This is a genomic window from Phenylobacterium sp. (assembly GCF_036264965.1).
In the GTDB taxonomy this organism is placed as follows: Bacteria; Pseudomonadota; Alphaproteobacteria; order Caulobacterales; family Caulobacteraceae; genus Phenylobacterium.
In genome coordinates this window covers 1-11022 of sequence record NZ_DATAPY010000047.1, presented here as the reverse complement: position 1 = coordinate 11022, position 11022 = coordinate 1, and the positions used below count along the sequence as shown (strand labels likewise).

The following is an 11022-nucleotide window of genomic DNA, read 5'->3' as shown; positions in this document are numbered from 1 at the left end:
GCCCAGCGAAATCAGCAGATAGAATTCCGTCAGCTTCTCCGGCGCCGGCCGGCGTGCCGCGACCGCCTGGTGACAGACAAGCGCGGTAAGGAAGAAGGCCGCCAGATGCACCAGCAGCAGCAACGGGAGGGGAAAGAGAGTCCCCGTGCCCAGGGCGACAAAGAAAAGGACGGCGGCGCCGGCCTGTAAGGCCAGGGCCAGGCGCGGCGCCACCAGCGGACTGGCCTGAAAGGCGATGATGAACGACAACAGGTAGAGGGCCAGCGGCCCAACCCACAGGAACGGGGCCGAGGCGACGTCGGTGGTGATGTAGCTGGTGACGCCCAGCATCAGGCTGGAGGGGATGGCCGCCAGCGCCACCCAGATCAGTCGCTGCGACCACGGCGTTCGCCCGCCGGTCGCCCTGGCGAGGCTCTCCTCGATCCGCGGCGGCGGCGCGACGCGGCTGACCCAGCCAACCCAGGCCATCAGCAGCGCGAAGGCGCCGTAGCCGAAACTCCATCCCAGAGTCTGGGTTTTGAGCCGCAGCATCGGCTCGACGAGGGCCGGATAGGCCAGGAGCGCCAGCAGGCTGCCCAGGTTGCTGGCCGCATAGAGGACGTAGGGTTCGTTCGCGGTGTCGCTCCCTTCGGCGTCTCCGAAGGTCCGGGCATGCCAGGCCTGCACCAGGGGCGCGGTCGCCGACAGCACGGCGAACGGCGCGCCCACAGACACGGCCAGCACGCCGAGCAGCCACAGCGCCGGATGGTTCGACGATGGCGGCCCGATCAGTTCGTTGATCCTGAGGGGCAGGACCACCGCGGCGGCCAGCATGGCGGCGCCATGGACCAGAGCTTGGGCGCGCAGCGACGGCAGACGCTGCAGCAGGTGAGCGTAGGCATAGCCAGCCAGCAGCGCGGCCTGGAAGAAGGCCAGGCTGGTGTTCCACACCGACGGACTGCCCCCCAGGCGCGGCAGCACCAGCTTGGCGATCATCGGCTCGACCAGGAACACCAGGGCGGCGCTGGCGAAGACGGTCACCGCGAACAGCGCCGCCGGGGGCGGCGCAGGCCGGATGGCGTCGGAGCTGAGCGTGGTCATGCGGGTCGGCCCTCCGGGCGCTCGAATCGCCTTGAACGCCCAGCCTATCCGATGCTCTGGTCGGCGGACCCCTTTCGCGTCAGACGAGGTCCTTCCGCATGTTTTCGCTCGAGATCGTGACCCTCGCCCGCCTGCTGGTCGACGAGGCCCGCGAGCGGTCTCTGCGGATCGTCACGGCCGAGAGCTGCACGGGCGGGCTGGTGGCCGGCGCGATCTGCCAGGTGGCCGGGGCTTCGGACGTCTTCGAGCGTGGGTTCGTGACCTATTCCAACCGCGCCAAGCAGGAGCTGCTGGGCATTCCCGGCGACCTGATCGCTGACCTGGGCGCCGTGTCGGAGCCAGTGGCGCGGATGATGGCCGAAGGCGCGCTGGAGAACTCCAACGCCCATGTCGCCGTGGCGATCACCGGCGTCGCCGGCCCCGGCGGCGGCACGCCGATGAAGCCGGTGGGCACCGTCCACATCGCCACCGCACGCACCAATCACGGCCTGCAGCACCGCCAGGAATTCTTCGAACTCGACGAGCGGATCGAAATCCAGCTCGCCGCCGTGCAATCGGCCCTGCAGATGCTGCGCGACCGGATGGTCTGAAGACGGACAACGACCTGGGGGGAAGAAAAATGCGCAAAACCATCGCCGCTGCAGCCCTGGCGGCCAGCTTGAGCCTGACCGCGGCCCAGGCTCAGACCGCGAACCCCGCCGTGGAAAGTCACCTCGTCGCGGCCAAGGCGGCCGCTGGGCTCGAGTGGGACAATATGCTGGGCGTCTGCCTGCCGGACGCGGACGCGTCCAATCCGGGCGGGATCGCGCGCGCCTCGCCAACGACGCCGCCGCGCGCGGAGTGGTACGCGCGGCCGCAGAAGGTGTTCGACAACCTCTATTGGGTCGGCACCAAGATCCACTCGTCATGGGTGCTGAAGACCAGCCAGGGGCTCATCGTCATCGACACCCTCTACGCCTACGCCGTCGAGCCCGAGATCGTCGACGGCCTGAAGGCGCTGGGCCTCGATCCCAAGACCATCAAATACGTGATCGTGAGCCACGGCCACGGCGATCACGACCAGGGCGCGCGGCTCCTGCAGGACCGCTATGGCGCGCATGTGATCATGGGCGCGCCGGACTGGGATGTGGTGGCGGCCCAGCCGAACATGCCGGGCGGTGGCCCACCGAAGCGCGACATGACCGCCACCGATGGCCAGAAGCTGACGCTCGGCGACACCACGGTCACGATCTACACGACGCCAGGACATACGCTTGGCACCTTGTCGCTGGTCTTCCCGGTGAAGGAGCACGGCCGGCCGTTGACGGTCGCCTACTCCGGCGGCACGGCGTTCAATTTCCGGCATGAGCCCGGCCGTTTCGACACCTACATCGCCTCGCAACGGAAGATGCAGAAGGTGGCCGCCGAGGCGAACGCCACCGTCCTGCTCTCCAACCACTCGCTGTTCGATTCCGCCTACGATCGCACGCGGCTGGCTGGGCTTCCTCGATCCGCCGATGAACCGCACCCGCTGGAGGTCGGCGCCGACGCGACCCGGCGATACTTCAAGGTGCTGGAAGAGTGCGCCATCGCCGTGCGGACCAAGGAGTTCGGCGGCTAAGGAGCCTCGACGCCCGGCTTGGTCGTCTTGCCGCCCAGCTTGGGGATCAGCATGCCGACCTGGGCCTTGTAGGCGCGGTAGCGGTCGCCGAAAGTCCCGATCAGGTCGTGCTCTTCCAGTTGGATGGCGATGAGGATGTAGCCGAGCGTGGCGACAGCGAAGACCAGGTGGCCCAGCGTCATCACCGGCGCGGCCCAGAACGCCAGGATGAAGCCCAGATAGATCGGGTGGCGCACCAGGCGGTAGAAGCCGGGCGTGCGGAATTCCATAGCGGTGGCTTCCCGGCGCATCAGTCGATTGTAGACCTGGGTCAGGCCGAACAGCTCAAAGTGGCTGATTAGGAACGTGGAGATCAGCACCATAGCCCAGCCGATCCAGAAGAGCGCCGTCAGCGCCGTCGTGGCCGCGCCCGCCGGGACGCTCCAGATCACCTGCGGCAGCGGCCGCCAGAAGGCGTAGACCGCGATCAGCGCCAGGCTGGCGAACAGCACATAGGTGCTGCGCTCGGCCGGCGGCGGGACGATCCTGGTCCACACACGCTTGAAGGCCGGGCGCGCCATGACGCTGTGCTGGATCGCGAACAGGCCGAGCAACAGGGCGTCCACCGCCAGCGATAGGATCAGCGGGCCCGGCGGGCCACCGTCGATGGTCGCTGGAACCGGCAGGTCGCCCACGAACGCAATCGCGTACAGGAAGGTGGCGAAGAAGATCAGATAGCAGACGACGCCATAGGCGCCGATGATGATGCCGGTCACGGTGTTGCTCCCCCCATAGAGCGGGGAACATGACTCAAATAACGCCGTTCGGATAGCGGCTGGTCGGACAATCGCCAGGGGTGATCGGGACTCTGCCGCGCCTCAGGCCGGCTGACGCGCCCGCATCGGGGACATGAGCCGCAGCAGGCTCTCGTCGCCATACGCATTGCGATAGAGCGCGATCAGCGGCGGCACGACCACGAGGCTGCCCAAAATGAAGCTGATGGCCAGGCCCAGGACCATGGTGGCGTTGGCGGCGGCCGGCGCCATCCGCGTGTTCAGGAACACCAGGCCGGAATGCACCTTACCGACAAGGTCATTGAACAGGATGATGTTGCCGACAGAGAGCGCGCGCCAGAACACTGAGATGAAGAGCAGGATCTTCCAGGTGTTGGTGGGCAAGCTCAGATGCCGGAAGGCGGCCGACCACAGGCCCACCACCGCAATCGGCGTGAAGACGAGCAGATCGATCAAGTCGATCGGCGAAAGGTGTGAAAACCTTCCGAGCGTCGGGGGCAGGATCGCGGCGGCGACGACCAAGTAGGCGACCGCGTAAATCCTCCAAAACAACAGCACTAGCCTCTCCTAGGCGACCTTTGGATCGGAGATGGAGTCTTGCAAGTTCATGTTGCAGAGCTGCTAACAAGCAAGGTGAACATCGCGTCCACCAAGATTGGGTGATGCGGTTAGGGGCTTGCCGGCTGGCGGGTCGCCGCGTCGCCGGCGCCATAGAGCGCGTGGGCCCGGTCCTCGAAGCAGGTCATCAGGCGGTCCACCGCGTGGGCGAAATTGGCGCTGAGCAGGGCCTCCAGCAGGCGCGACTTGAACTGGAAATCGATGTCGAACTCGACCCGCGTCTGCCCCTCCCCATCGGCGAAGAAGCGCCAGCGGTTGGCGAGCCGTTTGAAGGGGCCCGACAGCAGGGTGACGTCGATCTGACGCTGAACCGCGTCGCGCCGCACCCGGGTCGAGAAGCGCTCCTTCAGGAAGGAAAAGCCGACGCCGGCTTCAGCGTCCACCGTCTCGACGCCCTCGCCGAGATCGCGGGCGTTCCAGATCCGCATGGCGATGATCCACGGCACGAAGTCGGGATAGGCCATGACATCGCCGACCAGGGCGAACAGCTGGTCGGGCGCGTAGGGCAGACGTTTGGTGACATGATGCTTCAGGCCCCAAAGCCCCTGGCGATCCCGTCCTTCGCAGCCCTGGCGGCCCGCAGGCGGGCGAAATCCTCGCCGGCGTGGTGCGAAGACCGCGTCAGAGGGCTCGCCGCCACCATCAGGAAGCCCTTGGCCCGGGCGATTTCCTCGTAGGCGTGGAATTCGTCGGGGTGCACGAAGCGGTCGATGGGTGCGTGCTTGCGGGTCGGCTGCAGATATTGGCCGATAGTGATGAAATCGACGCCGGCCGAGCGCATGTCGTCCATCACCTGCATGACCTCTTCCTTGGTCTCGCCAAGGCCGACCATGACGCCGGACTTCGTGAACTGGGTCGGATCGCGCTCCTTCACCCGCTCCAGCAGGCGCAGCGAATGGTAGTAGCGCGCGCCCGGCCGGATCGAGAGATAAAGCCGCGGCACGGTCTCCAGGTTGTGGTTGAAGACGTCCGGCTTGGCGTCGATCACCTCGAACGCGGCTTCGACGGGCTTGCGCAGGAAGTCCGGCGTCAGAATCTCGACGGTCGTGCCAGGCGCGGCGGCGCGGATGGCGCGGACCACGGCGGCGAAGTGCCCTGCCCCGCCGTCGGCCAGGTCGTCGCGGTCCACCGAGGTGATGACCACGTGCTTCAGGCCCATCTTGGCCACCGCGTCGGCGACGCGGACGGGCTCGGTGGGATCGAGCGGATTGGGCTTGCCGGTGGCGACGTTGCAGAAGGCGCAGGCCCTGGTGCAGGTCTCGCCCATGATCATCATGGTGGCGTGGCTCTTCGACCAGCACTCCCCGATGTTCGGACAGGCCGCCTCCTCGCAGACCGTGACCAGGCCGTGGGCCTTCACGATGTCGCGGGTGGCGTTGTAGCCGGCGGACCCCGGCGCACGCACGCGCAGCCACTCCGGCTTGCGCAGCAGCGGCGTCTCCGGATTGCCCTGCTTTTCCGGGTGACGCGGGCGGATCGCGCCCGCAAGATTGTCGATGACCACTGCCATGGCCCCTAGATCGGCGGTCAGAGCCTTCGGATCAAGACAAGAGTGGGCCGCGCTCGAGCCGGGTCACAGCCTGTAACCAATCTTTTCATCCGCGTGACCAGCCGATAGGCTTGCCGCAACGATAATAAGGATGGGAGGCGTGAGGTCTTGTTGCGTTCCTTTGACGCCCGCCAGGCGCAGACGACCCTGTTCGACGCCCTGATCGACGCGCGCCAGGCCTATGGCGCCAAGAAACCGATCCTGGAGGACCAGGAACGCAATCCGCTGAGCTACACCGACCTGATCCGCGCGGCCTTCGCGCTCGGCGGCAAGATCGCGGGGTTCACCAAGCCTGGCGAACGCGTGGGCGTGATGCTGCCGGCCAGTTCGGCGGCGGCGGTGACCTTCTTCGCCCTGCACGCCTTCGGCCGCACGCCGGCCATGCTCAATTTCACCGCCGGCATCCGCAACCTGAAGGCCGCCTGCGAACTGGCCGGGGTGAAGCGGGTGCTGACGTCTCATCGCTTCGTCGAGCAGGGCAAGCTGCACGACCTGATCGACGCGCTGGAGACGCTCACCACCGTCACCTACCTAGAGGACGTGCGCGCCTCGGTGGGCCTGCCGGATCGCCTGTTCGCCGCCGCGGCGGGCGCGTTTCCCAAGCAGTTCCGCGCGGCCACCAAGCCGTCCGACCCGGGCGTGATCCTGTTCACCTCCGGCAGCTTCGGCGCGCCGAAGGGCGTGGTGCTGAGCCAGGCCAACCTGCTGGCCAATGTGTTCCAGGTGGCCGCCCACATTCCGCTCGACCCGGACTGGGTGTTCTTCAACCCGCTGCCGACCTTCCACTGTTTCGGCCTGACGGCGGGCGTGCTGCTGCCGATCATGACCGGAATGAAGGCGTTTCAGTATCCCTCCCCGCTGCACGTCAAGCAGATCCCGCCGCTGATCAAGGACACCAAGGCCTCGGTCCTGCTGGCCACCGACACCTTCGTGAACCAGTACGCCCGCTCGGCGGATCAAGGGGAATTGTCAGGCCTCAGGTTCATCGTCTGCGGCGCCGAGAAGGTGCGCGAAGAGACCCATAACCTGATCGCCGAGCGGTTCGGCAACGTGCCGGTGCTGGAGGGCTACGGCGCCACCGAAGCCGCGCCGGTCATCGCGGTCAACAAGCCTACCGACAACCGCCGCGGCACGGTCGGCGGCCTGCTGCCCGGCATCGAGACCCGCCTGGAGCCCGTGGAGGGCATCCCCGGCGGCGGAAAGCTCTATGTCCGCGGGCCGAACATCATGGCCGGCTACCTGGTCCCCGGCGGCGCGATCGAGCCGCCCGTCGACGGCTGGCACGACACCGGCGATGTCGTTTCGGTGAGCGAGGACAACTGGATCAAGATCAAGGGCCGGGTGAAGCGCTTCGCCAAGGTCGGCGGCGAGATGGTCTCGCTGACCGCGGCCGAGGACCTGGCCTGCGCGGTCTGGCCGGACGCCCGCCACGCCGTGGTCTCCCTGCCCGACCCGAAGAAGGGCGAGCGCCTGGTCCTGGTCACCGACCGAATGGACGCCGACGCCGGGCCGCTGATCAGCCATGCGCAGTCGATCGGCGCTCCGGAAATCGCCGTGCCACGCAAGATCATCAAGGTGATGGAGATCCCGGTGCTGGGCACGGGGAAGACCGACTACGTGGCCCTGCAGCGGATCGTCGACGCCGAGATGCGCCGGGCGGCGTAGCAGCGCTAGATGTGCAGCACCATCCCGTAGGCGTCGAGGGAGGCCTCGTGCATGGCCTCGCTCATGGTGGGGTGCGGGAAGACGGCGGCCTGCAACTCGGCTTCGGTGGCTTCCAGGGTCATGGCGAGCATGAAGCCCTGGATCATCTCGGTGACCTCCGCGCCGATCATGTGGGCCCCGATCAAGGCGCCGGTCTTGCCGTCAAAGACGGTCTTCACGAAGCCCTCGGTCTCGCCGGACGCGATGGCCTTGCCGTTCACGCGGAACGGGAAGCGGCCGACCTTGGGCTCGCGGCCCTGCTCCTTGGCCTGGGCTTCGGTGAGGCCCACCGAGGCGATCTGCGGCGTGGAATAGGTGCAGCCGGGGATCGGGCTTTCGATGTTGGCGGGCTTCAGGCCGGCAATGTGCTCGACGCAGTGGACGCCCTCGTGGCTGGCCTTGTGCGCCAGCCAGGGCGGGCCGGCGACGTCGCCGATGGCGTAGAGGCCGGGCACGCCGGTCGCGCCGTGCCTGTCGACGACGATGTGGGTCTTCTCGACCTTCACGCCCAGCGCCTCCAGGCCCAGGTCCTCGACATTGCCGACGATGCCGACGGCGACGATGGCCACGTCAGCCTCCAGGGTCTCGGTCTTGCCGCCGGCCTCGATCTCGACGGCGACGCCGGATTTGGTCTTGGTCAGTTTCTTGACGTTGGCCGGCACGCGGAACTTCAGGCCGCGCTTCTCGAAGGCCTTGTGGGCGGCCTTGGAGACTTCCTCGTCCTCCACCGGCAGGATGCGCGGCAAGGCTTCGATCACCGTAACATCTGATCCCAAGGCCCTGTAGAAGCTGGCGAATTCGATTCCGATGGCGCCGGAGCCGATGACGATCAGAGTTTTGGGCGAGGCCTTGGGCGCCAGCGCCTCGCGATAGGTCCAGACCCGCTCACCGTCCGGCTCCAGGCCGATGGCCGGGATGGTGCGGGCCCGCGCGCCGGTGGCCAGGATCACGTGCTTGGCGGTGAGCGTGCGCGAGCCGCCGGCCTTCAGCGCCACGACCACGCTCGGCGCGCCCTGCCCTTTTTCGAGCTTGGCCGTTCCTTCGACCACCTCGACCTTGTGCTTCTTCATCAGGAAGGCGACGCCGGAATTCAGCTGGGCGGCAACCTTGCGCGAGCGTTTGATGACCGCCTCGAAGTCGAAGCCGCGCTTCTCCACCGACAGGCCGTAGTCCGCCAGGTGGTCGAGCTGTTCGTAGACCTCGCCGGACTTCAGCAGCGCCTTGGTCGGGATGCAGCCCCAGTTCAGGCAGATGCCGCCGAGGAGTTCGCGCTCGACGATGGCCACCTTCATGCCCAGCTGCGAGGCGCGGATGGCGGTGACATAGCCGCCGGGGCCCGAGCCCACGATGATGAGGTCGAAGCTACCCTCTTTTGCTTCATTTGGCATCAGAGCAGCGCCTCAATGGCGCCTTCCAGCGACTCGGGCGTGTCGGTAGGGGCGAAGCGGCCCTTCACGTCACCGGTGCGATCGACCAGGAATTTGGTGAAGTTCCACTTGATGCCCTCGGAGCCCAGCAGGCCCTTCTTGGCGTGCTTCAGATAGGCGTAGAGCGGGTGGGTCTGCGGACCGTTGACGTCGATCTTCGACATCATCGGGAAGTCCACGTCGTAGGTGAGGGAGCAGAAACTGGCGATCTCTTCGGCGTTGCCCGGCTCCTGCGATCCGAACTGATTGCAGGGGAAGCCCAGCACCACGAAGCCGCGGTCCTTGTACTTGCGATAGAGCGCCTCAAGGCCTGTGTACTGCGGGGTGAAGCCGCACTTGGAGGCGGTGTTGACGATCAGCACCACCTGCCCCTGCCACGCCGACAGCGGCGCCGGCTTGCCGTCGAGGGTCTGGGCGTTGAAGTCGTAGATGCTCATGGCGCCCATCCTCAGACGATCATGGTGATCGGGTCTTCAAGCAGCGGCTTGAAGGCGGCCAGCCAGCGCGCGCCCGTCGCGCCGTCCACCACGCGGTGATCGCAGGTCAATGTGGCGCTCATCACCGTCGCTATGGCCAGCTGGTCGCCGCGCACTATCGCCCGCTTCTCGCCGACGCCGACCGACAGGATCGCGCCCTGCGGCTCGTTGATGATCGAGGCGAAGGACTTGATGCCGAACATGCCCAGGTTGGAGACCGAGAAGGTGCCACCCTGGAATTCCTCGGGCTTCAGCTTCTTGGTCCGCGCCCGCTCGGCGAGGTCTTTCGCTTCCACGGCGATTTGGGCCAGGCCCTTGGTCTCCGCGGCGCGGATGATCGGGGTGATCAGCCCGCCGGGCACGGCCACCGCCATGGCGATGTCGGCGTGGTGGTGCATGGCGATGCCTTCGGGCGTGTAGGAGGCGTTGGCCTCCTTGACCTGCATCAGGGCCACGGCGGCAGCCTTGATCACCATGTCGTTGACGCTGACCTTCACGCCGGACTTCTCCAGCATGGCGTTGATCCTGGTCCGGGCCGCCAGCAGGGCGTCGATCTCGATGTCGATGTTCAGCGGGAAGTGCGGCACGTCGCGGAAGCTGTCGGTCATCCGCCGCGCGACGGTCTTGCGCATGCCGTCGAGCGGGATCAGGTCGTAGCTGCCTGCCGGAATGCCCTGTTGTTCCAGGGACTGGACCTGGCGCGGCGCGGCAGGGGCCTGGCCCTGGGCGGGCTGCGGCTGGCCCGCCGGCGCAGCGGCCGGAGCCTTGGCTTGCCCAGGCTGGGCGGCGTCGACGTCGGCCTTGACGATCCGTCCGTGTGGACCGGAGCCAGTCACGGTGGAGAGGTCCAGACCCTTCTGTTCAGCGATGCGGCGCGCGAGCGGCGAGGCGAAGATGCGTTGGCCGTCGGATTTCGGCGCCTGCGATTTCGAAACCTCACCCGCTTGCGGGGGAGGTGGCGGCGGAGCCGACGGAGGGGGCGTTGGGGCCGCGCTCTGGGCTTTCGGCAGCGCCCCCTCCACCGCTTCGCGGTCCCCCTCCCCCGAAGTCTTCGCTTCGGGTGAGGTTTTCGGCGCCGGCGCGGCGGACGCTCCCGCGTCGTCCCCACTCAACCGGGCGATCGGGGCGTTGACTTTCACGCCCTCCGTGCCCTCAGGCACCAGGATGTCCTCGACAGTGCCTTCGTCGACGGCCTCCACCTCCATGGTGGCCTTGTCGGTCTCGATCTCAGCGATGACATCGCCGGATTTGACCGTGTCGCCCTTCTTCACGTGCCATTTGGCCAGCGTGCCCTCCTCCATGGTCGGAGAGAGCGCGGGCATCAGGATGTCGATGCTCATGCGGGCTCCTTGGAGAGGTGGGCGAGGCCGTGGGCGTTGGCTTCCCAGTTCTGGCCGTCGAAGGCCTCGATCCTGAGGTCGAGGCTGTCGGTGTCATCCAGGCAGCGGGCGTTGACGCTCCAGCCGTCGGGGTTGGAGCGCGGGCGGTAGAAACCCTTGATGCCGCATTCGGCGCAGAACAGGTGCTTCGCGACCCGGGTGTTGAAGCTGTATTCGGCCAGCCGTTCGGCGCCCTTGGTGATGCGAAAGCGGCTCTCCGGCACGATGACGTGCACGAAGCCGGTCTTGGCGCACATCGAGCAATTGCAGCTCTGCGCCTCGACCACCTCGCCCAGCGCCACCTCGAAGCGCACGCCGCCGCAGTGGCAGCCGCCGGCCCGCCAGCTGAACGGCGCGCCGCTCATTTGTAGCTCACCGCCTTGGCCGCCTTAACGATCTTGTCGACCGACGGCAGC

Annotated in this window: 11 protein-coding genes and 1 pseudogene; 3 read left to right on the top strand and 9 right to left on the bottom strand. The window is 67.1% G+C overall.

From position 1 onward, the window contains the following. Positions 1-1080: pseudogene (locus VHS75_RS07320) on the bottom strand (spermidine synthase); the annotation flags it as partial. A gap of 98 nt (positions 1081-1178) precedes the next feature. Between VHS75_RS07320 and VHS75_RS07315 the strand changes: the two are divergent. Together VHS75_RS07315 and VHS75_RS07310 are read left to right on the top strand one after the other, a co-directional pair. Continuing rightward, positions 1179-1670 carry a CinA family protein gene (locus VHS75_RS07315; protein WP_329637952.1) on the top strand — a complete coding sequence of 164 codons (492 nt, stop codon included), beginning with the start codon at positions 1179-1181 and terminating at the stop codon, positions 1668-1670. 29 nt (positions 1671-1699) lie between these two features. Beyond that, positions 1700-2680, top strand: coding sequence for an MBL fold metallo-hydrolase (locus VHS75_RS07310; RefSeq protein WP_329637951.1), 981 nt, complete (start codon positions 1700-1702; stop codon positions 2678-2680). Here the strand turns inward: VHS75_RS07310 and mddA are convergent. The 4 genes from mddA to lipA form a co-directional block, all read right to left on the bottom strand. Further along, the gene (gene mddA / locus VHS75_RS07305) at positions 2677-3435 is read right to left on the bottom strand and encodes a methanethiol S-methyltransferase (RefSeq protein WP_329637950.1); all 759 of its coding nucleotides are present in this window, start codon (positions 3433-3435) and stop codon (positions 2677-2679) included. The two genes, VHS75_RS07310 and mddA, sit on opposite strands and share 4 nt — an antisense overlap. A gap of 102 nt (positions 3436-3537) precedes the next feature. Next, positions 3538-4011 carry a hypothetical protein gene (locus VHS75_RS07300; protein WP_329637949.1) on the bottom strand — a complete coding sequence of 158 codons (474 nt, stop codon included), beginning with the start codon at positions 4009-4011 and terminating at the stop codon, positions 3538-3540. Positions 4012-4121: 110 nt separating this feature from the next. After that, entirely contained in the window at positions 4122-4604 is a 483-nt protein-coding gene (locus VHS75_RS07295) for a type II toxin-antitoxin system RatA family toxin (protein ID WP_329637953.1), read from the bottom strand. Then, positions 4601-5581: a lipoyl synthase gene (lipA, locus tag VHS75_RS07290; protein WP_329637948.1), complete on the bottom strand. Its 981-nt coding sequence runs from the start codon at positions 5579-5581 to the stop codon at positions 4601-4603. The genes VHS75_RS07295 and lipA overlap by 4 nt, the downstream gene beginning before the upstream one ends. A 147-nt stretch (positions 5582-5728) precedes the next feature. On the opposite strand from lipA, the gene VHS75_RS07285 reads away from it, so the two are divergent. After that, a complete protein-coding gene (locus VHS75_RS07285) occupies positions 5729-7285 on the top strand; it encodes an AMP-binding protein (protein WP_329637947.1) in 1557 nt (518 codons plus the stop codon). Between the two features lie 5 nt (positions 7286-7290). Here the strand turns inward: VHS75_RS07285 and lpdA are convergent, their stop codons facing one another. The 4 genes from lpdA to VHS75_RS07265 are packed head-to-tail and all read right to left on the bottom strand — an operon-like array spanning position 7291 to position 10971. Beyond that, positions 7291-8712, bottom strand: coding sequence for a dihydrolipoyl dehydrogenase (gene lpdA / locus VHS75_RS07280; RefSeq protein WP_329637946.1), 1422 nt, complete (start codon positions 8710-8712; stop codon positions 7291-7293). After that, complete coding sequence (locus VHS75_RS07275) at positions 8712-9188, bottom strand: glutathione peroxidase (RefSeq protein WP_329637945.1); 477 nt, start codon at positions 9186-9188, stop codon at positions 8712-8714. Before VHS75_RS07275 ends, lpdA begins: the two co-directional genes overlap by 1 nt. Positions 9189-9199: 11 nt before the next feature. Beyond that, positions 9200-10567, bottom strand: coding sequence for a pyruvate dehydrogenase complex dihydrolipoamide acetyltransferase (locus VHS75_RS07270; RefSeq protein WP_329637944.1), 1368 nt, complete (start codon positions 10565-10567; stop codon positions 9200-9202). Continuing rightward, entirely contained in the window at positions 10564-10971 is a 408-nt protein-coding gene (locus tag VHS75_RS07265) for a GFA family protein (RefSeq protein WP_329637943.1), read from the bottom strand. The genes VHS75_RS07270 and VHS75_RS07265 overlap by 4 nt, the downstream gene beginning before the upstream one ends. Between the last annotated feature and the right edge of the window lie 51 nt (positions 10972-11022).

Excerpts from the sequence above, each read along its gene's own strand:
- VHS75_RS07315 (WP_329637952.1), top strand. The coding sequence starts at position 1,179 with ATGTTTTCGCTCGAGATCGTGACCCTCGCCCGCCTGCTGGTCGACGAG.
- VHS75_RS07310 (WP_329637951.1), top strand. The coding sequence starts at position 1,700 with ATGCGCAAAACCATCGCCGCTGCAGCCCTGGCGGCCAGCTTGAGCCTG.
- lipA (WP_329637948.1), bottom strand. The coding sequence starts at position 5,581 with ATGGCAGTGGTCATCGACAATCTTGCGGGCGCGATCCGCCCGCGTCAC.
- lpdA (WP_329637946.1), bottom strand. The coding sequence starts at position 8,712 with ATGCCAAATGAAGCAAAAGAGGGTAGCTTCGACCTCATCATCGTGGGC.
- VHS75_RS07275 (WP_329637945.1), bottom strand. The coding sequence starts at position 9,188 with ATGAGCATCTACGACTTCAACGCCCAGACCCTCGACGGCAAGCCGGCG.
- VHS75_RS07270 (WP_329637944.1), bottom strand. The coding sequence starts at position 10,567 with ATGAGCATCGACATCCTGATGCCCGCGCTCTCTCCGACCATGGAGGAG.
- VHS75_RS07265 (WP_329637943.1), bottom strand. The coding sequence starts at position 10,971 with ATGAGCGGCGCGCCGTTCAGCTGGCGGGCCGGCGGCTGCCACTGCGGC.